Origin of the sequence: Hymenobacter guriensis (assembly GCF_015773195.1) — a bacterium.
GTDB classification, from domain to species: Bacteria; Bacteroidota; Bacteroidia; order Cytophagales; family Hymenobacteraceae; genus Hymenobacter; species Hymenobacter guriensis.
The window spans coordinates 69603-95097 of the sequence record NZ_JADWYK010000007.1 but is presented as its reverse complement, the minus strand read 5'-3'; the positions used below and the strand labels follow the sequence as shown (position 1 = coordinate 95097).

21 protein-coding genes are annotated in these 25495 nt (G+C 59.3%); 14 read left to right on the top strand and 7 right to left on the bottom strand.

Features of this window, described 5'->3' with window-relative positions:
• Positions 1–110: 110 nt before the first annotated feature.
• A complete protein-coding gene (gene ribD / locus I5L79_RS12855) occupies positions 111–1151 on the bottom strand; it encodes a bifunctional diaminohydroxyphosphoribosylaminopyrimidine deaminase/5-amino-6-(5-phosphoribosylamino)uracil reductase RibD (RefSeq protein ID WP_196955464.1) in 1041 nt (346 codons plus the stop codon).
• A gap of 69 nt (positions 1152–1220) precedes the next feature.
• Here ribD and prmC point away from each other — a divergent pair, with 69 nt between their 5' ends.
• From prmC to rfbA, 7 genes are all read left to right on the top strand, one after another.
• The gene (prmC, locus tag I5L79_RS12850) at positions 1221–2087 is read left to right on the top strand and encodes a peptide chain release factor N(5)-glutamine methyltransferase (protein WP_196955463.1); all 867 of its coding nucleotides are present in this window, start codon (positions 1221–1223) and stop codon (positions 2085–2087) included.
• A gap of 143 nt (positions 2088–2230) precedes the next feature.
• The gene (locus tag I5L79_RS12845) at positions 2231–2824 is read left to right on the top strand and encodes an acyltransferase (protein ID WP_196955462.1); all 594 of its coding nucleotides are present in this window, start codon (positions 2231–2233) and stop codon (positions 2822–2824) included.
• A 56-nt stretch (positions 2825–2880) separates the two neighbouring features.
• Positions 2881–4176 carry a nucleotide sugar dehydrogenase gene (locus I5L79_RS12840; RefSeq protein WP_196955461.1) on the top strand — a complete coding sequence of 432 codons (1296 nt, stop codon included), beginning with the start codon at positions 2881–2883 and terminating at the stop codon, positions 4174–4176.
• Positions 4177–4283: 107 nt separating this feature from the next.
• Positions 4284–5303, top strand: coding sequence for a UDP-glucose 4-epimerase GalE (gene galE, locus I5L79_RS12835; protein ID WP_196955460.1), 1020 nt, complete (start codon positions 4284–4286; stop codon positions 5301–5303).
• A 92-nt stretch (positions 5304–5395) separates the two neighbouring features.
• Entirely contained in the window at positions 5396–6451 is a 1056-nt protein-coding gene (rfbB, locus tag I5L79_RS12830) for a dTDP-glucose 4,6-dehydratase (RefSeq protein WP_196955459.1), read from the top strand.
• Positions 6452–6556: 105 nt separating this feature from the next.
• Positions 6557–7564, top strand: a complete 1008-nt coding sequence (locus I5L79_RS12825) for an SDR family oxidoreductase (protein ID WP_196955458.1) — start codon at positions 6557–6559, stop codon at positions 7562–7564.
• A 93-nt stretch (positions 7565–7657) separates the two neighbouring features.
• Entirely contained in the window at positions 7658–8536 is an 879-nt protein-coding gene (gene rfbA, locus I5L79_RS12820) for a glucose-1-phosphate thymidylyltransferase RfbA (protein ID WP_196955457.1), read from the top strand.
• Between the two features lie 82 nt (positions 8537–8618).
• Here the strand turns inward: rfbA and chrA are convergent, their stop codons facing one another.
• Positions 8619–9839 carry a chromate efflux transporter gene (chrA, locus tag I5L79_RS12815; RefSeq protein WP_317191380.1) on the bottom strand — a complete coding sequence of 407 codons (1221 nt, stop codon included), beginning with the start codon at positions 9837–9839 and terminating at the stop codon, positions 8619–8621.
• Positions 9840–9978: 139 nt separating this feature from the next.
• Positions 9979–10956, bottom strand: coding sequence for an isopenicillin N synthase family dioxygenase (locus I5L79_RS12810; protein ID WP_196955456.1), 978 nt, complete (start codon positions 10954–10956; stop codon positions 9979–9981).
• Positions 10957–11099: 143 nt separating this feature from the next.
• Between I5L79_RS12810 and I5L79_RS12805 the strand changes: the two genes are divergently transcribed.
• Positions 11100–11921 carry a hypothetical protein gene (locus tag I5L79_RS12805; RefSeq protein WP_196955455.1) on the top strand — a complete coding sequence of 274 codons (822 nt, stop codon included), beginning with the start codon at positions 11100–11102 and terminating at the stop codon, positions 11919–11921.
• 289 nt (positions 11922–12210) lie between these two features.
• Positions 12211–14262 carry an OmpA family protein gene (locus I5L79_RS12800; protein ID WP_196955454.1) on the top strand — a complete coding sequence of 684 codons (2052 nt, stop codon included), beginning with the start codon at positions 12211–12213 and terminating at the stop codon, positions 14260–14262.
• A 251-nt stretch (positions 14263–14513) separates the two neighbouring features.
• Here the strand turns inward: I5L79_RS12800 and floA are convergent, their stop codons facing one another.
• Together floA and I5L79_RS12790 are read right to left on the bottom strand one after the other, a co-directional pair.
• Positions 14514–15515, bottom strand: coding sequence for a flotillin-like protein FloA (gene floA / locus I5L79_RS12795; protein WP_196955453.1), 1002 nt, complete (start codon positions 15513–15515; stop codon positions 14514–14516).
• A 90-nt stretch (positions 15516–15605) separates the two neighbouring features.
• Positions 15606–16070, bottom strand: a complete 465-nt coding sequence (locus I5L79_RS12790; RefSeq protein WP_196955452.1) for an NfeD family protein — start codon at positions 16068–16070, stop codon at positions 15606–15608.
• Positions 16071–16191: 121 nt separating this feature from the next.
• On the opposite strand from I5L79_RS12790, the gene I5L79_RS12785 reads away from it, so the two are divergent.
• Both I5L79_RS12785 and I5L79_RS12780 read left to right on the top strand, forming a co-directional pair.
• Positions 16192–16788, top strand: coding sequence for a Crp/Fnr family transcriptional regulator (locus tag I5L79_RS12785; RefSeq protein WP_196955451.1), 597 nt, complete (start codon positions 16192–16194; stop codon positions 16786–16788).
• Between the two features lie 86 nt (positions 16789–16874).
• Positions 16875–17456 (top strand): DinB family protein, encoded by a 582-nt coding sequence (locus tag I5L79_RS12780; RefSeq protein ID WP_196955450.1) that lies wholly within the window; start codon positions 16875–16877, stop codon positions 17454–17456.
• A 112-nt stretch (positions 17457–17568) separates the two neighbouring features.
• On the opposite strand, the gene proS is transcribed toward I5L79_RS12780, so the two are convergent.
• Positions 17569–19044, bottom strand: a complete 1476-nt coding sequence (gene proS / locus I5L79_RS12775) for a proline--tRNA ligase (protein ID WP_196955449.1) — start codon at positions 19042–19044, stop codon at positions 17569–17571.
• Between the two features lie 196 nt (positions 19045–19240).
• On the opposite strand from proS, the gene I5L79_RS12770 reads away from it, so the two are divergent.
• Positions 19241–20467 carry a hypothetical protein gene (locus tag I5L79_RS12770; RefSeq protein ID WP_196955448.1) on the top strand — a complete coding sequence of 409 codons (1227 nt, stop codon included), beginning with the start codon at positions 19241–19243 and terminating at the stop codon, positions 20465–20467.
• Positions 20468–20521: 54 nt separating this feature from the next.
• A complete protein-coding gene (locus tag I5L79_RS12765) occupies positions 20522–22045 on the top strand; it encodes an OmpP1/FadL family transporter (RefSeq protein ID WP_196955447.1) in 1524 nt (507 codons plus the stop codon).
• Positions 22046–22130: 85 nt separating this feature from the next.
• Here I5L79_RS12765 and I5L79_RS12760 read toward each other — a convergent pair whose 3' ends face one another.
• Positions 22131–23060, bottom strand: a complete 930-nt coding sequence (locus I5L79_RS12760) for a hypothetical protein (protein WP_196955446.1) — start codon at positions 23058–23060, stop codon at positions 22131–22133.
• Positions 23061–23202: 142 nt separating this feature from the next.
• Between I5L79_RS12760 and I5L79_RS12755 the strand changes: the two genes are divergently transcribed.
• Positions 23203–25494 carry a S9 family peptidase gene (locus I5L79_RS12755; protein ID WP_196955445.1) on the top strand — a complete coding sequence of 764 codons (2292 nt, stop codon included), beginning with the start codon at positions 23203–23205 and terminating at the stop codon, positions 25492–25494.
• The last annotated feature ends 1 nt before the right edge of the window (position 25495 follow it).

Sequence of the window (25495 nt, the reverse complement as noted above, 5' to 3'; positions counted from 1 at the left end):
TCAAGACTTGCGAGGTAAAAATCGGTAGAGTGGGTAGCAAGGCAGCGAATTGGCTCCAGTTGGTCAGGCATTCCCTGTGTCACCTGTTACGTATCACCCAATCACCCGAATTACCCTTTCCGATACACGAACACCTGGTCCTCGCCTAACGTGAACTGCTCCCGCAGGCCGGTGAGGCCCAGGTGCGGGGCTGCTACGCCGCCGCCCAGCAGCTTCGGGCTGCGAATGACGCGGATTTCGTCCCATAGCCCGTCTTTCAGCAGAGAGTTGAGCACCGTAGGCCCACCCTCCACCAGCACCGACTGCACCTGCCGCTGGTGCAGGTTGGCCAGAATCTGCGGAAACAAGTCTTCCGCCTCCGACAGCGTAACGTAGCCCACGTTGTTGGTGGTAGCGCGGTGGCGGTAGGTATAGACTACCGTAGGCTGGCTGCCGTCGAGGAGGTTGTGCGTGGGCGGGAGGCTCAGGTTTTTGTCGATGACGAGGCGAATGGGGTCCTGGCCGGGCCACTCACGCACGTTCAGGCGGGGGTTGTCGTGCAGGGCCGTGCGTGTGCCCACCAATATGGCGTGCTCCTCGCTGCGCCACTGGTGCACGGCCACCCGCGCCAGCTCCCCGCTGATGGGCACTGGCTGAAAATACGGCCCTGCCAGGTAGCCGTCGGCGGTTTCGGCCCACTTCAGCACCACGTAAGGCCGCTGCTGCTCCTGATAAGTAAAGAAGCGCCGGTTCAGCCAGCGGCCTTCCGCCTCCAGCAGCCCTGTTTCTACGGATATACCCGCGTCGCGCAGCTTTTGCAGGCCCCGGCCGGCTACCAGCGGGTTGGGGTCGAGGTTACACACCATTACTTCTGCCACGCGCTTTTCGATCAGCAGGTCGGCACAAGGCGGAGTTTTGCCGAAGTGCGAGCAGGGCTCCAGGGTCACGTACACGCGGGCTTCGGGCAGCAGGTGCGGCTCCATCACAGAGGCCACGGCATTCACCTCGGCGTGGGGGCCGCCGTACCGCCGGTGCCAGCCTTCCCCAATCACGCGGCCTTGATGAGTGATAACACAGCCGACCATCGGATTGGGGCGCGTGTAGCCGGCACCCAGGCGGGCCAGGTCAAGGGCCCGGCGCATCATCAGCTGGTCAAAATCGGAGAAAGGCATAGGCGGAGCGGAGGCAGATGGGTCGGTGAAGATACGCGGCCCCGGGGTTTCGGGCGCTACCTTTGCCCCATGCCCACGCTCCGCCAGCTCACCCTCGACCTTACCACCGCGCTACAGGACGTGTACCCGCCCGAGGAAGCCGCTGCCATAGCCGGGCAGGTGCTGGAGCATCTGCTGCACCTCACACCCCTGCAGCGCAGCATGCGGGCCCGGGAAGAAGTAGCCGAGGCCGACCTGGCTGATTTGCCTAATGTGCGGGCCCGGCTGCTGCGCCATGAGCCTCTGCAGTACGTGCTGGGCGTAGCGCACTTTGCCGGCCTGGAGCTGGAAGTCACGCCCGCCACCCTCATTCCGCGCCCTGAAACCGAGGAGTTGGTAGCCCTGATTGTACAGGAGCAGCGGGGCCGCGCCGGCCTGCGTATGCTGGATGTGGGCACCGGCTCCGGCTGCATTCCGCTGGCGCTGGCGCTGGCTCTGCCCGGCAGCCAGCTTACGGCCGTGGATGTTTCAGCTGAAGCCCTGGCCGTAGCCCGCCGCAATGCCCACAAGTACTCGGTAGCCGTCGATTTTCAGTTGGTCGATATTCTGCAGGAGGCTCCGGCGCTAAGCGGGCCGCTGGATGTGCTCGTCAGCAACCCGCCGTACGTGCTGGAAAACGAGCGGCCGCTGATGCGTCCCAACGTGCTGGGCTACGAGCCCGGCACCGCGCTGTTTGTGCCCGACCACGACCCGCTGCTGTTCTACCGCCGCATTGCCCGGCTTGGTCAAACGCTTCTGGCGGCCGGTGGGAATCTGTATTTTGAAATCAACGAGCAGTTTGCCCGCGAAACGCTGGAGCTGCTGCACCAGCTGGGCTACACCGGGGCCGCCGCTCAGCTGGATATCTTCGGCAAAGCCCGAATGGTGCGGGCTGCGTGGCCGGGCCGGCAACCTTAGTTACGGGCGGTTTTGCCGGCTGTAAATGGTCCGCGCGGGGCGTTAGTAACCGGTAATGCGGAAACGCCCACCTGACGAGCTGCTTAAAGCGGTAAAACTCCTACCTTTGCCGGCTCAATTCCTGCTCACGGGCTTTACTTTGTATGGCTGACGCTTCCGGTTATTACGCGCACCCCACCGCCGTCCTCGACGAGGGCTGCCGGGTTGGGGCTGGGTGCCACATCTGGCATTTCACGCACGTAAGCACCGGGGCCGAGCTAGGGGAAGGCTGCAGCCTGGGCCAGAACGTGTTTGTGGCCGAAGGCGTGAAGCTGGGCCGCAACGTGAAGGTACAGAACAACGTGAGTTTGTACACCGGCGTGGAGTGCCAGGACGACGTGTTCCTGGGCCCCTCGGTGGTGTTTACCAACGTACTGAACCCCCGGGCCGCCGTGCCCCGCCGGGGTGCCGACCACTACCTGCCTACCCGTCTGGCACAGGGCGTCAGCATTGGGGCCAACAGCACCATTGTGTGCGGGGTAAGCCTCGGGGAATATGCCTTTGTAGGGGCCGGCTCGGTAGTCACGAAGGATGTGGCCCCTTATGCGCTGGTCTATGGCAACCCCGCTCGTCCGCGTGGCTGGCTCAGCACCCAAGGCCACCGGCTAACTTTCGACAAAGCGGGCCGCGCCGCCTGCCCCGAAACGCACGAGCAGTACCAGTTAACCGACGGCCGGGTTTGCCGTATCAGCCCCTGACCGTAGGGGCTTTGCTTCCTGAAATTCAATAAACTCCAGCTTTTAACCAGTTACCCGTGTACGAGCAACTTCTTCAGAAACAGGCCAAAATAGCCGTTATCGGCCTTGGCTACGTGGGCCTGCCCATTGCCCTCGAATTCGCCCGCAAACTAAACGTGATTGGCTTTGATATAAATGCCAAGCGCGTGGAAATGATGCGTAACAACATCGACCCAAGCGGCGAGCTGGAAGCCAAGGATTTTGAGGGATGCTCAATTGAGTTTACGGACTCCCTGGACGTGCTTCGCGAAGCGCAGTTCTTCATCGTAGCCGTGCCTACGCCTATTGATGAGCATGCCCAGCCCGATCTGAAGCCGCTGCTGGGTGCTTCGGGCTCCGTGGGCAAAGTGCTGAAAAAAGGCGACTACGTGGTGTTTGAAAGCACCGTGTACCCGGGCTGTACCGAGGAAGACTGCATTCCGGTGATGGAGGAGCTTTCGGGCCTGAAGTTTCCTGAAGACTTCAAGGTGGGCTACTCGCCCGAGCGCATCAACCCCGGCGACAAGGAGCACACGCTCAGCAGCATCGTGAAGGTGGTGTCGGGCTGCGACGCTGAGTCGCTGGAGGAAATTGCCAAGGTCTACGAGCTGGTGGTGAAAGCCGGCGTGCACCGCGCCTCGTCCATCAAAGTAGCCGAAGCCGCCAAGATCATCGAAAACACGCAGCGCGACGTGAACATCGCCCTGATGAACGAGCTGTCGATGATTTTCGACCGCATGAACATCAACACCTACGAAGTACTGGAAGCGGCCGGCACCAAGTGGAACTTCCTGAAGTTCTCGCCCGGTCTGGTAGGTGGCCACTGCATCGGCGTGGACCCGTACTACCTCACCTACAAAGCCAAGGAGCTGGGCTACGATGCCAAGGTGATTCTGAGCGGCCGTACTACCAACGACAACATGGGGGCTTACATCGCGCGCAAAACCGTGCAGACGATGATCAAGCAGGGCAAAGATGTAGCCAAGAGCCGTGTGCTGGTGATGGGCGCCACCTTCAAGGAGAATGTGGAAGATATCCGTAACTCCAAGGTGGCCGACGTCATTCAGGAGCTGAAAAACTTCTCGGTGAACGTGGACATCATCGACCCTCACGCCGATAGCGACGAACTGCACCACGAGTACGGCTTCCGCCTGACGCCGGAAAGCGAAATCCGCAACGACTACGATGGTATTGTGGTGGCCGTAAGCCACCAGCGCTACACGGAGCTGGACGAGGCCTATTTCAAGTCCATCACCAACCAGCCGGCCGTGGTAGTAGACATCAAAGGCCTGTTCCGCAACAAGATTCAGGACCTGGCTTACTGGAGCCTCTAAGGTGCTTTAGTGGCTTAGTGATTTAGTGAGTTTGATGTGCTATCTGCCTAGGTAGGACAGGAACTCGTTAAATCACTAAGCCACTAAAGCACTAAATCACATTCAAGATGGAGCGGACGAAAATTCTGGTTACGGGCGGCGCAGGCTACATTGGCTCCCATGCCGTGGTAGAGCTCTACGAGGCTGGTTTTCAGCCGGTCATTGTCGACGACTTCAGCAACTCGCAGGAGTCGTCGGTGCGAGGCATTGAGGATATCCTGGGCGTGCGCGTTGCCTGCCACCACATCGACTGCGGCGACGCCGAGGCGCTGCGGGCCATTTTTGCGGAGGAAGGCAGCCTGCGCGGGGTTATTCACTTTGCCGCCTTCAAGGCCGTGGGCGAATCGGTGCAGAAGCCGCTGGCCTACTACCAGAACAATGTAGGCTCCCTGCTGACGCTGCTCACGGTGATGCAGGAGTTTGGGGTGCCGCATCTGGTGTTTTCGTCGTCGTGCACTGTGTATGGCGTGCCCGACGTGCTACCCGTAACGGAGCTGACGCCCCGCAAGCCGGCCAACTCGCCCTACGGCAACACCAAGAAGATCTGCGAAGACATTATCACGGACGTGGTGCACGCGCCGGCCAGCACGGTGCGGGCTATTTTGCTGCGCTACTTCAACCCTATCGGGGCCCATGCTTCGGCCAAGATCGGGGAGCTGCCGCTGGGCGTACCGCAGAATCTGGTGCCCTTCGTAACGCAGACGGCGGCCGGTATCCGCGAAAAGCTCACCATCTACGGCAACACCTACGACACGCCCGACGGCACCAACATCCGCGACTACGTGCATGTGGTGGACCTGGCCAAAGCACACGTGACGGCCGTGCAGCGCCTGCTCGATGGCGCCGGCGAGGCCGTGGAAACCTTCAACGTGGGCACCGGCCGCGGCAACTCCGTGCTGGAGGTGGTGCAGGCATTTGAGCGGGCTACCGGTGTGAAGCTCAACTATGTTATCGGGGAGCCCCGCGCCGGCGACGTGCCGGCCATCTACGCCGACGTAACCAAATCGGTGCAGGAACTGGGCTTTCAGACCACCACCTCGCTCGAAGACTCCCTGGCCAGCGCCTGGAAATGGCAGCAAACTTTGTAATGTGAAAAATCAGAGAATGTGGGGAATGTGAAAATCAATTGACGGATCATTCAGCACACTTTTCACATTCCCCACATCAGCACATTTCCCTCATGAAAATCATCATCACCGGCGGGGCCGGTTTTATCGGGTCGCACGTGGTGCGCCTGTTCGTGACGAAGTATCCGGAGTACCAGATTCTGAACCTGGACGCCCTTACGTACGCCGGCAACCTCGAAAATCTGCGGGATATTGAGCACACGCCCAACTACCGGCTAGTGAAAGGCGACATTACCGATCAGGCTTTCGTGGATGAGCTCTTTGCCCGCGAAGAGCCCGATGCTGTGATTCACCTGGCTGCCGAAAGCCACGTAGACCGCAGCATCACGGATCCGCTGGCCTTCGTGAAAACCAACGTGCTGGGTACGGTTCATCTGCTGAACGCGGCTAAAAACCTGTGGAAGCCGCTCGGCTACGAGGGCAAAACCTTCTACCACGTGAGCACCGACGAGGTGTACGGCTCCCTGGATTTCGGCCCCGAGATGTTCACGGAGCAAACCGCCTATGACCCCCGCTCGCCTTACTCGGCCAGTAAGGCGTCGTCGGACCACTTCGTGCGGGCTTGGCACCACACCTACGGCCTGCCCGTTAAGCTCAGCAACTGCTCCAACAACTACGGCCCCAACCACTTCCCCGAGAAGCTGATTCCGCTGGCCATTCACCGCATTCAGCACGGGCAGCCCATTCCGGTGTACGGCAAAGGCGAAAACGTGCGCGACTGGCTGTTTGTAAAAGACCACGCCACGGCCATCGACGCGGTGTTTCACAAAGGCAAAGTGGGCGACACCTACAACATTGGCGGGGTAAATGAATGGGCCAACATCGAGCTGATTCATCTGCTCTGCGACACGCTGGATGAGAAAACCGGCAAGCCCCAGGGAACCTCCCGCCAGCTCATCAAGTTTGTGACGGACCGCGCCGGCCACGACCTGCGCTACGCTATCGACTCCTCCAAAATCATGCGGGAGCTTGGCTGGAAGCCGTCCGTGACGTTTGAACAAGGCCTGGCACAAACCGTAGACTGGTACCTGGAAAACCAGGAGTGGCTCGACCACGTGACCAGCGGCGCCTACCAGGACTACTACCAGAAGCAGTACGCTGCACGTTAATGTGAAAAGTGTGGAAATGTGCCTAATGTGGGACTCACTATTGCCCGCATACCGCCTCGTTTTTCACATTTTAACACATTCTACACATTTCAACACATTACCATCGTGTACGAAACTCCCTTTCACGACCAGCCACTCGATAATCTGGCTTTCTTGGTAACCGGCGGCGCTGGTTTCATTGGCTCCAACCTGGTGGAATACCTGCTGAAGTACGGGGCCAAGGAAGTGCGCGTGCTGGATAACTACTCCAACGGCTTCCGCAAGAACGTGCGGCTGTTTGAAGACAACCCGGCCCTACGCGTGATTGAAGGCGACATCCGCGACCGGCAAACCTGCATCGACGCCTGCCAGGGCATCGACGTGGTGCTGCACCAGGCCGCGCTGGGCTCTGTGCCGCGTTCCATCAACGACCCGATTACGAGCAACGACGTGAACGTGGGTGGCTTTGTGAACATGCTGGTAGGTGCCAAGGAAGCCGGGGTGAAGCGCTTCGTGTACGCCGCTTCTTCCTCCACCTACGGCGACCATAAAGCCCTGCCAAAAGTAGAGGACCGCATCGGCAAGCCCCTGTCACCCTACGCCGTGACGAAGTATGCCAACGAGCTGTACGCCGACGTGTTTGGCAAAACCTACGGCATGGAAATCATCGGGCTGCGCTACTTCAACATCTTCGGCCCGCGCCAGGACCCCAACGGCGCCTACGCCGCCGTGATTCCGCTCTTTATTGATGCCGTGCTGGAAGGCAAGCGCCCGCGCATGAACGGCGACGGAGGCCAGACGCGCGACTTCACCTTCGTGGAAAACTGCGTGCAGGCCAACATCAAAGCGGCGCTGACAACCAACCCCGAGGCCGTAAACCAGGTCTACAACGTGGCCGTGGCCGACCGCACTTCCCTCAACGACCTGTTCAACATCCTGAAGGAAGAAGCCGGCTCCGACATCACGCCTGAGTACGGCCCCGACCGTGCCGGCGACATCCGCGACTCCCTGGCCGACATCAGCAAAGCCAACAGCCTGCTCGGTTACGACCCGCAGGTGCGCATCCGGGAAGGTCTGCAGAAAACCCTGGAGTGGTTTAAAACCCACCAGGAGTTTATTGCCGAAAGGAATTAATTGTCAAACGGCTGAATGAGTAAATGGCTGGCTGTTCAAACACACTTGAGCGACCAGCCATTTACCTATTTAACAAGCTAACCATCCTCTCCAATGAAAGGCATTATCCTCGCCGGCGGCTCCGGCACGCGCCTGCACCCGCTCACGCTGGCCGTCAGCAAGCAGCTCATGCCCGTGTACGACAAGCCGATGATTTATTATCCGCTGTCCATTCTGATGATGGCGGGCATCCGCGAAATCCTCATCATCACCACACCCCACGACCAGGCTCAGTTCCAGAAGCTGCTGGGTGATGGGGCCAGCTTGGGCTGCCACTTCGAGTACGTGGTGCAGGAAGTGCCTAACGGTCTGGCGCAGGCCTTCGTGCTGGGGGCCGATTTCATTGGCGACGACAAAGTGGCCCTGGTGCTGGGCGACAACATCTTCCACGGCGAAGGCATGGAAGAACTGCTTAAGTCAAACAACGACCCCGACGGCGGCGTGGTATACGCCTACCACGTGCACGACCCGGAGCGCTACGGCGTGGTGGAGTTCGACGAAAACAATAAGGCCCTCAGCATTGAGGAAAAGCCCGCCCAACCCAAGAGCAACTATGCCGTGCCCGGGCTGTACTTCTACGATAACGAGGTAGTGCAGATTGCCCGCGACCTGAAGCCCAGCCCGCGCGGGGAGTACGAAATTACCGACGTAAACCAGGAATATCTGCGCCGGGGCAAGCTGAAGGTAGGCATCCTGGGCCGTGGCACCGCCTGGCTGGACACCGGCACCTTCGAGAGCCTGATGCAGGCCGGCGAGTTTGTGCGGGTGCTGGAGCAGCGCCAGGGGCTGAAGGTAGGCTCCATTGAAGAAGTAGCTTACCGCCAGGGCTTTATTGATGCCGACCAGCTGCGCCGCATTGCCGAGCCCCTGCGCAAAAGCGGCTACGGCGACTACCTGCTCCACCTGCCAGACCACCAGCTGCGCAAAAGCTAATCTTCTGGCAGTTTTAAACGCCGCACCGGATGTCTTTTTTACCTGAAGAGGCAGCCGGCGTGGCGTTTTCGGGTACGGCTGGCTACAAAATCGCGCCGGCAAGCAGGGCCGCTAATACCATGAGGTAAGACGGTATCTTTTCCCACAGCAACAGCAGAAAGGTAGCGGCTACCAGCGCCAGGTTGATGGGCGTGTCGGGCAGCGGGTGGTAGAGCAGAAACGAGGCCGCCACCACCAGCCCGGCCGACACCGCGTTGATGCCTTCCAGTGAGGCCTTTACCACGCGGTACTGCTTGAGCTGGTCCCAGAATCGAATCAGAAAGAAGATGAGCAATGTGCCGGGCATGAAGATGCCGACGGCCCCAACCAGTGCCCCCAGTACCTGCCCGCCCACGCCATACTCACGCATAGCCAGCGCCCCAATGTAGGAGGCAAACGCGAAGTTGGGGCCCGGTAGCGCCTGCGTCAGCCCGTAGCCCGACAGGAACTCCGGCCCCGACAAGTACTCTTTGAACTCCACAAACTCGGCGTAGAGCAGCGGGGCCAGCACCTGCCCGCCTCCAAACACCAGGGAGCCGTTGCGGTAGAAATTTTCAAACAGGCGCACCGGCAGCAGGCGCGTGTAGTGGCCCAGCACGGCCGCACTCAGAAATACGCCCAGCCACAGCACAAAGTTGGACCACTCGATGTGCAGAGGCTCTTTGTGCTCGATGCGGGGCATCTTGCGGTAGCGGAAGGTGGTAACCAGCCCGCCGCCCAACAGCAGCAGCGGCAGTACCCACGGCAGCTGGAAAAAGTACGCCACCAGCGCCGACGTCACGAGCAAGGCCACCGACGTTTTGGTGTGCACCACCTTCTCGGCAATCTTGTAGGCAGAATACGCCACAAAGCCCACGGCCACGGGCTGCACAAACCGCACTAGGCGCGCTACTACATCTTTATCGAGGTAGCTCATAGAAAGGCCCGCCACCGTCATCAGGCACACGGCCGGCAGCATCCAGATCAAGAGCGTGAGGTAGGCCAGGTTGGGTCCGCCCAGCCGGAAGCCAATGGCCGTAATGGTCTGGGTGGAGGTAGGGCCCGGCAACACCTGGCACAAGGCCATTAGCTCCAGCAGCTCGGCCGAGGTGAGGTAGCGGCGCTTATCTACCAGCAGGCGCAGCATCATGGCCGTGTGCGCCTGGGGGCCGCCGAAAGCCGTGAAGCCCAGCTGTGCTACATCCCGCAGAAAGATGATGCCGCGCACCCGGCGGGTCCGTTTGCCACGAGCTGGAGGCGTAAGGATGCGTTCTTTCGTTTCCACGAATAGGGCGGGGCTGTCAGGAATGCATAAGCAGGGAAGGGCAACCTAGCAAAATAAAACCGGTTGAGGATGGTTTTCCGTTTTGTAGCAAACAGAAAACCATCCTCAACCGGCACATAAACGGAGGACAAGCTGCCGCTTACTTTTTCTTCAGGCCCAGCTCAATCAGCCGCTCATTCAGGAACTCGCCAGCGGTAATATCAGCTTCCTTTTTGGGGTTTTCGGCCGATACGCAGCTTTCCAGCGCCGCCAGACTCATTTCGGAGCGCGGGTGCATAAAGAACGGAATGCTGTAGCGGGAGGTGTTCATCTTTTCCCGGGCGGGGTTTACCACCCGGTGAATGGTGCTCTTGAGTACGCCGTTGGTAAGGCGCTGCAGCATGTCACCCACGTTTACCACAATCTGGTCGGGCAGGGCCGTGATAGGAATCCACTTGCCGTCGCGGCGCTTCACCTGCAGGCCGTCGGCGGAGGCGCCCATCAGCAGCGTAATCAGGTTGATGTCGCCGTGCTCGGCGGCCCGTACGGCATCGGCCGGTACGGAGTCCGGGTTTTCGATGGGGTAGTAGTGAATGGGGCGCAGGATGCTGTTGCCGTTGCGCACCTTGTCGTCGAAGTAGTTCTCGGGCAGGTGCAGGTACAGGGCAATGGCGCGCAGCACGTCCTTGCCGGCCGCTTCCAGGGTTTTGTAGGTCACCAGTGAGGTATCCTGGAAGCTGCTTACTTCCTGAGGCCAGATATTGTCAGGGTATTCGGCCTTGATGGGGTCGTTCTGGTCGTCAACTTCCTGACCTACGTGGTAGAACTCCTTCAGGTCGCCGGTGTTGCGGCCCTTGGCGTGCTCCTTGCCTTTGCTCACGTAGCCGCGCTGACCAGCCAGCTCCGGCTTTTCGTACTGCTGCTTCACGTCGTCGGGCAGGCTAAAGAAGGCCTTCACATCGGCGTAGAGTTTGGTGGTCTGCTCGTCGGAGAGGCCATGGTTTTTGAGCGCCACGAAGCCAATGTTCTGATAGGCTTCGCCCAGCTGCTGTACAAAGCGGGCTTTGCGCTCAGGGTCGCCGGAACGAAAGTCGGCGAGGTCGAGGGATGGAATTTCTTCCAGCAATTTTTCCTCCATAGTGAAAAATCAATATACTTTTGGGGCAAACCTTACGTATTGCGCAAGGTACTTAAAAAAAAGCGCATCCTTGCCGGCCGTTTACCGGTAAAGTCCCATCGTTCTCAACTCCCTTTTTGCTTCATACCTCTCGACTTCTCCTTATGAAAGGACCTGCTTTACTACTTGCCGGCACGCTGCTACTGGGCCTGGGCGCCTGCGATTCGGCGCGCCGCCAGAGCGACAACAGCGCAGCCACGGCCGAACAGGTGAATACGCCTGTTGCGGAAAACATGGAAAAGAACGGCATCCGCCTGACGCCTTTCACCGACTCGCCGAAGTACCCCGAGGCGCAGCTGCAGCTTAAGTCGCCGCTGGCAGGCTCTACGGTTCCTACCGGCGCCGTAGCCTTCGATTACGACCTGAGCAACTTTCAGCTTACCAAGATGACCGGTGGCATGCACGCCCACGAAATGGCCAACTCGGAGAAAGGTCAGCACATCCACAATATTGTGGACAATGAGCCTTACACAGCCCACTACACCACGGAGTTCACCAAGCCCATAGCCGACGGCCAGCACGTGGTGCTGTCGTTTCTGTCGCGCTCCTATCATGAGAGCCTCAAGCACCGCGGTGCCTTTGATCTGCGGGTGGTAAGCGTAGGCAAAGTAGCCCAGCCCCTGCAGGTAGACCTGAAAGCGCCGCACCTGTTCTACAGCCGCCCCAAGGACACGTACTCGGGCAACGACGCGCAGAAGGTGATGCTGGACTTCTACCTGGTAAATACGACGTTGTCGCCGGAAGGCAACCACGTGCGGGCTACTATTAATGGCACCGAGTTCATGCTGGAGCAGTGGACGCCTTACATGATGGAAGGACTGCCCATGGGCCAGAATACTATTAAACTGGAACTGGTAGATGCCAGCGGTACCCTGATTCCCGGCCCATTTAACTCCGTTACGCGCACGTTCACGCTGCAGCCCTAAGCCAGTTTGTTGGCTGAAAATGATGCCAGAGCCAGCTTCGACCCGGAAGTTGGTTCTGGCACTTTTTTTTCTATAACTAGCTTACCTTTGGGTAGCGCCGGGTACTGAATAGAATAATTCGGATATGTAAATAGCGTAGGAAGAGGCCGGTCGGGTTGGCAGGGGAGAAATTCCGCTCCGCGCAACATCTGGCCAAGGCTCTACGTCTTGCAACATACTACTCCGGCGGCTGCTTTATCTTGCCAAGCGAAACATTTCGACTTTGGCCTTACTTTTTTCTGTTCCGTGTATGCGGCATCTGAAATACTCTTTGGCTTTTCTGGCGGCGTGGGCTGTGAGCACGGCTTCGGTGCAGGCTCAACACGCGGTGTGGGCCAACAAAATTGTGGACGTGTCTTCGCAGAAAGCCGAGGGCAAAGAAGCGTTTTCGCCGGAAAAGGTACTGGGTGAGCCAGATGCCCTGCCTTTGGGTCAGATCAGCAACGAAGCCTGGATTCCAAAGAAAGAGGGCTCGGCGGAGTACATTGAAGTGAAGTTCGGCCGCTCCCTGATAGCCAGGCAGGTGACGGTGATTGAAAACTTCAATCCTGGCTCGGTTATAAAGATTGAGCTGATTGATACCCGCGGCGGCAAGCACCAGGTGTACGAAAACCGCAACCCCGGCCCTATCCCGGAAGCCTTTCGTACGCTCACCGTTACGTTTGCTCCTAGCAACTACCGCACCATTGGGGTAGGCGTGACGATGAACACCAAGGCTGTGAATGGGGTAAACCAGATCGACGCCATCGGTATTGCCGACGTGGCGGAGCTGATGGTGAAGCAGGAGTTCAAGCAGGACCCCAAGGCCGTGGGTATCGACTCCAGCATGGTAAGCCTGGGGCCCAAGGTGAACTCCAAGTACGTAGACACGCACCCGGTAATTTCGCCCGACGGCCGCACGCTGTTCTTTGCCCGCCAGGACCACCCCCAGAACACCGGCGGCAACAACGATGCCCAGGACGTGTGGTACAGCACGCTCACCAAAACCATCGGGGATAAGAAAATCTGGAGCGAAGCCAAGAACATCAGCAGCCCCATTAATACCACCGGGCCAAACGGACTGGCCTCGGTATCGTCGGACGGTAACGTGGCCCTGCTCATCAACGTGTACAACCCCGACGGCACGCTGAACCCTAAAGGTGCCAGCATCACGAAGCGCACGAAAACCGGCTGGACCAAGCCCGAGAAAATCGACATTGAGGATTTCTACAACGATGACAACGAGCACGTAGACTATTACCTGGGTACATCAGGCAAGGTGCTGCTGATGGCCGTGGACCGCAAAGACGGCCAGGGTGAGCAGGATATCTACGTGAGCTTTCTGAAAGCCGATGGCAAGTCCTGGACCCGCCCCCTGAACGTAGGCCCCACTATCAATACCAAGAAAGCTGAGTTTGCACCCTTCCTGGCGGCCGACGGCAAAACATTGTATTTCGCCTCCGAAGGCCGGGGCGGCTACGGCAAGAGCGACATTTTCTACAGCAAGCGCCTCGACAACTCCTGGACCAACTGGAGCACCCCGCGCAATATGGGCCCCAGCATCAACTCCTCGGACTTCGACGGCTACTTCACGCTGTCGGCGGCCGGCGACGAGGCCTTTCTGGTGTCGTCGCGCAACGGTATTGACGGGTCGCGCGACATTTTCAGCATTGGCCTCACCCCGCAGTTCAAGCCCGAAGCCGTGACGCTGGTGCGCGGCAAGGTGCTGGATGCCGCCACTCAGAAGCCGATTTCCTCCGTCATTCACTACGAAAACCTGCTGACGGGCGAAGAACTGGGCGTAACAGAAACCAACCCCGTAGACGGCTCCTACACCATTGTGCTGCCCTCGGGCGTGCAATATGGCTACCGCGCCGAGGCCCGCGACTACCTCTCCGAAAGCGCCAACCTGGACGTGACGGACCGCGAGAAGTACTCCGAAGTCACACAGGATCTGTTTCTGGTCCCCTTCGCCGTTGGTCAGAAAATCAAGCTGAACAACATCTTCTTTGCGCAAAGCAAGTACTACCTGCGCGAAAATTCCTACCCGGAGCTACAGCGCCTGATCAAGATTCTGAAGGCGTACCCAACGGTAGAAATCAAGCTGGAAGGCCACACCGACAACCAGGGCGACCCGGCTTTGAACCTAAAACTCAGCCTGGACCGCGTAAACGAAGTGCGGAAATATCTGATATCCAAAGGTATCAACGGCTCCCGTATCACGGCACAGGGCTACGGTGATACGCAGCCCATTGCCAGCAACGAGCAGGAGGAAACCCGCAAGCTTAACCGCCGCGTGGAATTCACGGTGACGAAGAAGTAGGGTTTCTAATATGCTAATGTGGGAAATGTGATGCGCTCCGCTAATGTGCTAATGGATTAGCTGTCAGCGCGAAGCAATCTGGCTTGAACAATGCTCTAAGCCATAAAATGCAAAAAGCCCCTACTTGTACATGCCAGGTAGGGGCTTTCTGGTTGAAGAACGAGAATTATATTTCAGAGGACGGATGGCTTCGCTATGCTCGCCATGACACGTTTATAGACTCACCATTTAACTATTTCACCACCTCGCCCTTAGCTTAGCCGCTGCTCGTCGCGGCCGGGCTTGGTGCTGCCGCTCTGACCGCCGGGGTTGGCAATGGAGTCGCGCATGTCGGTGTCGGCTTGCACGTTGCGCATTTTGTAGTAGTCCATTACACCCAGGTTGCCGCTGCGGAAGGCTTCGGCAATAGCCCGCGGAATCTCGGCTTCGGCTTGCACTACCAGGGCTTTGGCTTCCTGGGTTTTAGCGCGGTTTTCCTGCTCCACGGCCACGGCCATAGCGCGGCGCTCCTCGGCCTTGGCTTCGGCCACTTTCAGGTCGGCGGTAGCCTGGTCGATCTGCAGCTTGGCCCCGATGTTTTCTCCTATGTCAATGTCGGCAATGTCGATGGACAGAATTTCGAAGGCCGTACCGGCATCAAGGCCTTTGCTGAGCACCAGCTTGGAAATCTTGTCGGGGTTTTCGAGCACCTCTTTATGCGACTTCGACGAGCCGATACTCGTCACGATACCCTCGCCCACGCGGGCCAGAATCGTTTCTTCGCCGGCGCCGCCTACCAGTTGCGTGATATTGGCGCGCACCGTAATGCGGGCCTTGGCAATCAGCTGAATGCCATCCTGCGCCACGGCCGCCACGTTGGGCGTGTTGATGACCTTGGGGTTAACGGACGTCGTAACGGCCTCGAATACGTCACGGCCGGCCAAGTCGATGGCGGTGGCTTGCTTGAAAGTGAGCGGGATGTTGGCTTTGTCGGCCGAAATCAGCGCCTTAATGACGCTGGGAATATTTCCCCCGGCCAGGTAGTGTGTTTCCAAATCGTTGGCCGTAAGCTCCAGTCCAGCTTTTGTGCTGGTAATCATGGAGTTGACAATCAAAGATGGCGGCACCTTTCGCACCCGCATAAAGGCCAGTTGGAACAAGCTCACGCGCACGCCCGAAAACAGCGCCGTAATCCAGAGGCTGATGGGGAAGAAATACAGCAGCACCAGCAGGGCCACGGCTCCCACCGCCAGCGGGAAAAAGGGAAACTCCATGAAAAAAGGAAATAAGGTGGTGATTTTCAGGTACCGGAAGGCTGCAGGCGGCAACTAACAACTAAATACTGACAAGTCCTGCTGCGCTGCTCAGGCCTGCTCTACTACAATGCGGTTCTGCTCGATGCCCAGCACCCGAATAGGCGTGCCAGCCGCCAGAAACTCCCCGCGCGTTACCACCTCGCGTCGGGCTTCGGCAAACAACGCAGTGCCGGCCGGCCGCAGCGCCGACAGCGTGCGGCCCACTGTGCCGGCTGGTACGTCGGGGCGGCGGATATCGTGCACGCTGGTATTGTTGACGCTGGTGAGGGCCATCTTATTGAGGTTGCGCGGTCGCAGCCCCACGTACACCAGCAGGCCCACTACCAAGGCCGAGCCCAGCAGCATGTAGTGGCCCAGCGGAGTGCCCAGGTCGCGGTAGCTTAGCCAGATGCCCGCAATCAGCAGCCCCAGCCCCACCAGTCCGACGATGGTAGTGCCGGGAATGAAAATGACTTCGGCAGCCACAAACAGCAAGCCGAACAGCAAAAGCAACGCAATAGTAAGCCAGTCCATAAGCAACGGGAAAGTTGAGTGCTAGAAGCAGGGGAAGATACGCAGAATAGCTGCGCAAAATGAGGCCGGCACCGTAATTTGCCGGTGAGCCGCCAAAGTGGCTGACCAATGTATTTGCCTGATGGCTGAACCAGCTTCCCGTTCCACTGAAGCACTGGGCCCGCAGCGCCTGCGCCAACTGCTGCACCATGTGCCGGGGCTTACGGCCGCCGACATTGATGCACTGGTGAGCCGTTGGCAGCGCCCGGTGCAGCTGCGCCGCGGCGACTTCCTCATCCAGCCCGGCCAGACCGACCACTATTTGTACTTTATAGACGAAGGCGTGCTGCGTATTTTTCTGCCCACCCAGCACGAGGAAATCTGCGTGGGCTTCGGCTACGCCAGCACGCTTATCTGCTCGTTTCCGTCGTTTGTGGAAGGGCGTCCGTCTTCTTATAGTATTCAAACCCTGAAAGCCAGCCGCCTGCTGGCTATAACCCGTGCTGATTTGCTGGAGTTGGTGGAAAGCCGGCCCAATATCGGGCGGTTCTGGCGGGCTGAGATGGAGCGGGCCGTGGTAGGGCGCATCGAGCGGGAAATAGACTTGCTGCTGCCTGAGCCCCAGCGCCGCCTCGACCGGCTGCGGGCCCGCAGCCCGCACCTGTTTCAACTGGTGCCGCGCAAGTACATTGCCTCCTACCTGCGCATGACGCCCGAAACCCTGAGCCGCCTGCGCTAAAATCTTGCGCGAAATCAAGATTTTGCAGCCGGGCAAGCCGGACTTTTGACGGGTTCAACTTCTTCAGCTCACGTCCATTTCTGGCTATGAAAACCCAACCCTTCCTGCAGCAGCTCCACAACCAGGTGCACGAGCTGCTTGCCGTCCTCAGCACCGAACTGGAGCCCCGCAACGGTCAGGCGCTACAGTTTAAGCCCAGCGCTACCAGCTGGAGCGTGCTGGAATGCCTAGAGCATCTTAACCGCTACAGCCGCTTCTACAACCCGGCGCTGCGCAAAGCCCTGGCAGCCGGGCGCAAAGCAGGCACTGATGCGGAAGTAGGCTTCAGCTGGCTCGGCCGCAAGTCGTACGAAACAGTACGGCCTGAGAACCGCAAGCTGCAGAAAACCCTCAAGCACATGAACCCCAGCCAAAGCGCCCTGAGCTGGGACGTATTGGTGGAGTTTCGGCAGCATCAGGAAACCCTGCTGGAACTCCTACGCCAAGCCGAAACGACCGACCTGAACCGCAAGGCCGTGCCGGTGGAGTTTTTTCGGGTGCTGAAGTTGCGCATCGGTGAGGCGTTGCTGTTTGTGGTGGCCCACCAGCAGCGCCACATGCAACAGGCCCAACGTGTGCTACAGCAATACACCGCGCAACAGGAAACGGCTCCGCGCTTGGTTGTTTGAGAGTTCCGCTTTCTTTTTCATAATGCTAAACGGCGCTTCTTTCCCGGGAAAGCAGCGCCGTTTGGTGCTTGAGGCCGTCTACAAGATTCGCGAAATCCGCCGGAATCCGTGGTTAATACGCCCGGGCGAAATAGGCGCGCCGCACGCTGGGCTTGCCCGTCAGAATGCAAATGCCGTCTTCGTCGGGTTCGTTCAGGGCTAGGCAGCGGATGGTGGCCTTGGTTTCTTCCTTGATGCGCTCCTCGGTTTCGGAAGTCCCGTCGTAGTGCGCTACCACAAAGCCGCCTTTGCCATCGAGCACCTGCTTGAACTCCTCGTAGCTTTCCACGCGGGTGGTGTGTGTGTTGCGGAACTCCAGGGCCCGGCGGTAGATGTTAGCCTGAATGTCCTGCAGCAGTTGGTCGATGCTGGCCACGATATCCGTGAGTGGCAGGTTCATTTTCTCCTTGGTGTCGCGGCGGGCCACTTCCACGGTACCGGCGTCCAGGTCGCGCATACCCACAGCCAAGCGCACGGGCACGCCTTTCAACTCCCACTCGGCAAACTTATAGCCGGGGCGCTCCGTGTCACGGTCATCAATCTTCACCGAAATACCGCGGGCAATCAAACCCATCTGAATGGGACGGATGCGCTCTAGCAGCTCGTCGAGCTGGCCGGTTTTGTAAATGGGCACGATGACGACCTGAATAGGCGCCAGCTTGGGTGGCAGCACCAGGCCTTCGTCGTCGGAGTGCGCCATGACGAGGGCACCCATCAGGCGGGTACTCACGCCCCAGCTGGTACCCCACACATGCTCCAGGCTGCCTTCCTTGGTTTGAAACTGCACGTCAAACGCCTTGGCAAAGTTCTGCCCCAGAAAGTGGCTGGTGCCCGCCTGCAGTGCCTTGCCATCCTGCATCATCCCCTCAATGCAATAGGTTTCCACGGCGCCCGCAAACCGCTCGTTCTCGGTTTTCACGCCTTTCACCACGGGCAGGGCCAGGTGCTCTTCGGCAAACTCAGCGTACACGTCCAGCATCTGGCGGGTTTCGGCCAGGGCTTCTTCGGCGGTAGCGTGGGCCGTATGGCCTTCCTGCCACAGAAACTCGGCGGTGCGCAGAAACAGGCGGGTGCGCATTTCCCAGCGCACCACGTTGGCCCACTGGTTGATGAGCAGGGGCAGGTCGCGGTAGCTTTGAATCCAGCCTTTGTAGGTGCTCCAGATAATGGCCTCGGAAGTGGGGCGCACCACCAGCTCTTCTTCCAGCTTGGCGTTGGGGTCCACGCGCAACTTGCCGGGCCGGTCGGGGTCGGTCTGCAGGCGGTAGTGCGTTACTACAGCGCATTCCTTGGCAAAGCCTTCGGCATTTTTTTCCTCGGCCTCAAACAGGCTTTTGGGCACGAACAGCGGGAAGTAGGCATTCTGGTGGCCGGTGCGCTTGAACATATCGTCGAGCGTACGCTGCATTTTCTCCCAGATGGCGTAGCCGTAGGGCTTAATCACCATACAGCCGCGCACGGCCGAGTTTTCGGCCAGCCCGGCGCGCTTCACCAATTCATTGTACCATAGCGAGTAATCTTCGCTCCGCTTCGGCAGGCTTTTGCTCATGTTGGGCGTATCTTTGAGTATAGTGAAAAAGTTCCCCAATCTGGTACAAGATTTGAGTAGAGAAAAGGGCACCGTTTCGGGGCGAAATTACGTTATTATACCGGAGCAATGTGCGGTTGGCCAGTCTGCCCATGCAACGGTTACTTTTCGGCTGGCATCTTCTCCTTGACCCACTCACTTTTCGCGTAGGCAGACTATGAAAACGTACTTAACTTCCTGCTTGTCGGCCGTGGCCTTGCTCGCGCTGGGTGGCTGCGCCAGCATCCCCGCCGTCACTTCCACGGAAACCGACGGTGTATATTATTCTTCCAAGGACCGCACCACGGAAAACCCGGCTTATGCAGCCGTGATGCAGAACCGCCAGCCGGAGGTAACGGACCAACAGTCATCTACCACCGCGCCTACTGCTTCCTCTGATGCGCAGTACAGCCAGGACGGCGGCTATTCTTCCGGTAGCACTACCGTCTATACCGACGATGCTTATTATGATGACTACGATTACGACTATGCCGCGCGCATTCGCCGTTTTCATCAGCCCAGCTACTGGAGCTTCGCGCCCAGCTACTATTCCTACGCTTACACCAACTCCTGGGACCCGTGGGGCTATAATCCCTACGCTTACTCGCCCTGGGGCCCTTCGTACGGCTACTATGGCTATAGCCCTTACGTTAGCATCAACATCGGCTGGCCATACCGCTCCTATGGGGGCTGGGGCGGCTACGGCTGGGGCTACCGTACGGGCTATTACAATGGCTACTATAACGGGTACTACGACAGCCCCTATTACGGCGGTGGCAACTGGGGCGGGGGCCCGCGCCGCAATGTGAACTACGGTCCGCGCCGGGACCGGAGCTCCGGTGTAACGGCTGGCACGGGCATTAACCGGGAGCGGTTCAACGGCGGCCGTACCTCTACCCCCGGGGGGGGACGCGCCAACCAGCCCACTACACCTCCGGCTACGGGCGGCATAGTTGCCGGTGACAACACTACCCAACCAGCATCGGGTCGGGGACGCGCCACCGAAGGCACTGCTGACCCCCGCGGCCGTATGACGACCTCAACCCGGGGCAATGTGACCGAAACGCCCATCGACACGCGTAGCAGCGGGCGGGCAACGGAGGCAGTACCAGCTTCAACAGCTACGGAGCCCGTGGTTCGTACGGAGCAAACCCCTGCCCAGCAGCCGGATGTGCGTCCGCGGCGCCGGGTACTGGATGTGAGTGACGCAACCGGGGAAAGCCAGCCCCGGCGCCAGCGGGAGCGTGACGTAACGCCGGCCGCGCAGCCCACCCGTTCTGAGCAGCCTTCCCGCTCGTACGAGCGGCCTACGCGGTCTTATGAGCCCAGTAGCGCACCTTCCCGCTCATCTTCACCGGCTCCCAGCAACAGTGGCGGTGGTGGCCGCGGACGGGGACGTAACTAGCCGTACTTTATTGCTCAGCAGGCCCATACCCCGTACTCTCCCTTCTCTCTTCCTATGAAACAACGAAAATATTGGTTGAGCATGGCCCTGATGGGCCTTGCCAGCTACAGCTTTGCCCAAAATGAAACCGATGTGCTGCGCTATTCGCAGACGCAGCCCGCCGGCACCGCCCGTAGCTTGGGCATTGGAGGTGCCACTGTATCGTTGGGCGCCGATTTAGGCAGCCTTTCCACGAACCCCGCCGGATTGGGCCTGTACCGGGGTTCCGAATTCACATTTACTCCCGGCTTGGGCGTGGGCAACACGGATAGCCGGATAGATGGCGTTACTTCCTCCGACAACCGCAACAGCCTGCATGTAGCCAGCCTGGGAATGGTATTTGCCAACCGGCGCCCTGATTCGGAGGATAACCCGTGGCGGGGCGGCACCCTGGCATTTGGCCTCACGCGGGTAAATGATTTTAACGCCGCCTTCCGCTACCAGCATAAGCCAGCGCTTAATCAGGATTTACTTTCGTACCTGAACCGGAACCCAACCACGCAGCAGGAAACCGGGCTGGATGATCTGGCTTATCAGACGTTTCTAACGGAGGAGGATGCCCAGGGCTTGTTTGTGCCGCAGGACTTTGAAAATGCCGGCCCGCTAACCCAGACGGAAACTGTGCTCAACACGGGCTCCCAAACTCAGTTCGATTTTGGATATGGGGCCAGCTACCGTGACAAGCTGTACCTGGGCGGTGCCATCGGTATCCTCAGCACGCGCTTCAACTCAACGAAAACATTTAACGCCACGGACCCATCACCTGCCACCCCGAATGAGCCGGGCACGGCTTTCAGCACAGTTGATTTCCGCGAGACGCTGAAAGTCCGAGGTACGGGCATTAATGCTCGTTTCGGGGCCATCTACCAGCCGGTTGATGCCGTGCGCATCGGTGCTTCCGTGCAAACGCCCACGTACATGCAGCTGTCGGAAAATTTCACCTCGACGATGGATGTGAAGTTTGACCGGACTGTGACGGTAGACGGGCAGGACTATAATGAAGCCAACGCCGGCTCGGAGGGTGAATACGATTACGCGCTGGTTTCACCGTTTCGGGCTTCGGGCGGAGCTACGGTGGTTATTGGCAAGTTCGGCTTCCTGAGCGGTGACGTAGAGTACGTCAACTACGGGCAGGGCCGGCTCAGCAATACCAGCGACAATGAAGGCACCAACAATGCCACCGACTTCAGCTCCCAAAACGACGCCGTACGGGCGGGCTATAAGCAGGCAATAAACCTGCGCGTCGGCGGCGAAGCCCGGCTGGATATTTTCCGGCTGCGCGCCGGCTTTGCCCGCTACGGTGACCCATACAAACTGGAAAACGGGGACCGTAGCCAGAATTACATTACCGGTGGGGTAGGGCTACGGCAGAAAAACTTTTTTCTGGATGCAGCCGGCGTATACGCTACGGCTCGTCAGTACTACAGCCCGTACACCTTCTACAAAGCCAACGGAGCCGTGGATTCCGACCGTACGCCTATTGTGAATATAGAAAGCAGCCGGTTTACTACCTCGATTACGGCTGGGTTCCTGTTCTAGCGCAAACCGTTTTTTATCTTACTAAACAGGCCCGCCGGATTTCCGGCGGGCCTGTTTTGGTATATGGATATGGACTTGGAAACAACTATCGGTTCACTTTGACGCGGACAATGGCGGCCGGAGCGGCAGTAGTGCCAAACAGCTCTTTCACGTGCAGCGCCCCGGTGCGGCCTGTAGCCGTACGGAAAGCTATAACCCGGTCTTTGGCCAGCACCCCGGTATTGGGTACAACGGCAGCCGGCGATGCATCAAAGGAAGAAGTGATGAGGGCGCTGGTATTCAGGGCATCAAACTGAACTGGCGTGAGAGCGGTAACCTTCAGGCTGGTACCATTGCGCGTTGTCCAGGCGTTGGCCCCCACAGCTTCGGCCATGGCGGCTACACTCTCATCGTTGGGCGCGGCCAGGGCTACCGTACCATTCGCCGCCGGAATCAGTACTAGGTCGATGGAGGCTTGCAGGGTAGAGTTCGTAAGCAACGGATACGCCGGGAACACGAGTCCCTCGCGGGCAGCCAGGGAACTGCGGCTGGTGGCACTGCGGGCTGCGTACAGCGGCACCTGGTAAGAGTGGAAGGTGCGGGCCGAGTCGGAGTTATTGACCGTGAGCAGGTAACGGCGGCTGTCTTTGTTGCCCTCGACATCTTCCACCTCAAACGTCCACCGCTCCCGGCCCGACTGCGTGCGGGCACTGAACCGTTGCAGGTAGTAGAAAGTGGAGCCGGTAACGGCCTGATCCAGATACACCAGCTCCGGCGTGTTGGCGGCAGCGGTATCATTGGTCAGCGGGGTATAATCTACCTTGATGGTAAAGCGACGCAGTTCAGGGCCCTTGCCGTCGCGGTTATCGGCGAAAACGCGCGTTACCAGGGAGTCGCCGGGCGTGGTGAGCACCCGGTCGTTGGACGTGAGGCCGGTGGCTCCGATGAAGTCGAGGCGAGGGCCCGAATCCGAATCTGAGCAGGCACCCAGGGCGGCGCTCAGCAGCACTCCATACAAACTCAAACGACGTGGCATATAGCTGCAAAGGTGGCAGGAAGATGGCAAACACAGCGGGAAAGTTGCGGTGGCCGCGCAACGCTGCCGCCAAAACCCGGGACTTTGCGCCGCGCCCCGCTACCTTTAACGGCTAAATCCCTCCGACATTTTACCTCCCCGCATGAATTTTCGCTTTCTCGGCCTAGCCCTGCTGCTTTCCGCGGCTAGCCCGGCCCTGCTGCCCGGGTTTATACCTGCGGCCGTAGCCCAGCAAAAACAAGCCATTACCCTCGAAGACATCTGGCAGAAAGGCACCTTCGCGGCCAAATCGGTGCCGGGCTTCAACTGGATGAAGGATGGCCGCTACTACTCCTCGCTTAGCCAGGGCAACCTGGTGCAGAACGATGTGACCACCGGCCAGCCCGTGCAGACGCTGGTGGCCGGACAAGACCTGAAGCTGCCCGGTCAAAGCCAGCCACTGCCGGTGGATGGCTACAGCTTCAACGCCGATGAGCAGAAAATTTTGTTCAGTACCGATACCGAGCCGATTTACCGGCGCAGCAGCAAGTCATATTTTTTCGTGTACGACCGCGCCACCAAAAAGCTCACGCCCCTGAGCCAGGCGCCGGGCAAGCAGCTGTACGCCACGTTTTCGCCGGACGGGCGGCGCGTGGCCTTTGTGCGCGCCAACAACCTCTACGTAACCGATCTGGCGACTATGCAGGAAACGGCCGTGACGACGGACGGGGCCGAAAACCGCATTATCAATGGCGGGGCCGACTGGGTGTATGAGGAAGAATTCGACATGTCGCAGGCCTTTAGCTGGTCGCCCGACTCGCGGCAGCTGGCCTATCTGCGCTTCGACGAAAGCCCGGTGCCGGAGTACAACATGCAGGTGTGGGGGCCGCTGTACCCGAAAGACTACCGCTTTAAATACCCCAAGGCCGGCGAGAAAAACTCGGTGGTGACGGCCGCCGTGTACGATGTGGCCGCCGCCCGCACCACGAAGCTGGACGTGGGCACCGAAACCGACCAGTACATTCCGCGGGTAAGCTGGACGGCGACGCCCAACCTGCTCAGCATCCGGCGCCTCAACCGCCTGCAGAACAAGCTGGAAATACTGCACGCCGACGCCGCTACCGGTAAAACCCGCGTGGTGCTCACCGATACTGACAAGGCCTACGTGGAGCTGACCGACGATTTACGCTACCTGGCCGGCGGCAAGCAGTTTCTGTTTACGAGCGAGAAGGACGGCTACCGCCATTTGTACCTCTACGACATGAACGGCAAGCTGGTGCGCCAACTCACCAAGGGCAACTGGGAAATTACCAGCATCGATGGGTTTGACGAGAAAAAGGGCTTCGTATACTACACCAGCACCGAAAACAGCCTGCTGACGCACGGCACCTACTCGACGGCCAATATCGGGCTGATGCAGAACCGGCCGCTGGAGCGCCATCTGTACCGCATCAGCCTGAAAGGCAAGGACAAAGTGCGGCTGAGTGACGCCCCGCGGGGCACCGACGTGGTAAACATGAGCCCCGACTGCCGCTACTACCTAAACTACCACTCCGAGGCCGGCGACCCGCAGGTGGTGAGTTTGCGCAACGGCCAGGATGGCAAGCTGGTGAAAGTGCTGGAAGACAATGCCAGGCTGCGCCAAAAGCTCAGCGAGTACACCCTCAACAAGCTGGAATTCATGCCCCTGGACTTGAACAACGAAGACGGTAGCAAGCAGACCTTGGTGGCCTCCATTCTCAAGCCCGCCAACTTCGACCCCAGCAAAAAGTACCCCGTGCTGATGTACGTGTACGGCGGCCCCGGCTCCCAGACGGTGAAGGACGACGCGGGCGGAGGCATAGCCTTCACCAACTACCTCTGGCACCAGCTGCTGGCCCAGCAGGGCTACATCATCGTGTCGGTAGATAACCGTGGCACCGGGGCCCGGGGCGCGGCTTTCAAGAAAAGCACCTACGCCAACCTGGGCAAGCTCGAAACCGACGACCAGGCTGCCGCCGCCCGCTACCTGGGCCAGATGCCCTTCGTGGATAAAAGCCGCATCGGCATCTGGGGCTGGAGCTTCGGCGGGTACATGACGGCCCTGGCCCTGACCAAAAACGCCGACATCTTCAAGATGGGTATTTCGGTGGCGCCCGTAACCAACTGGCGCTACTACGACACGGTGTACACCGAGCGGTTCCTGAAAACTCCGCAGGACAACCCCCAGGGCTACGACGACAACTCCCCCGTGCAGCACGCCGACAAGCTGCGCGGCAAGCTGCTGCTGGTGCACGGCACCGGCGACGACAACGTGCACTTCCAGAACTCCACGGCCTTCGTGGATGCGCTGGTGAAAGCCAACAAGGACTTCCAGACGCTCTATTACCCCAACCGCAGCCACGGCATTTCGGGCGGCAACACGCGCCTGCACCTCTACCGGCAGATGACCAACTTCGTGCTGCAGAACCTGTAGG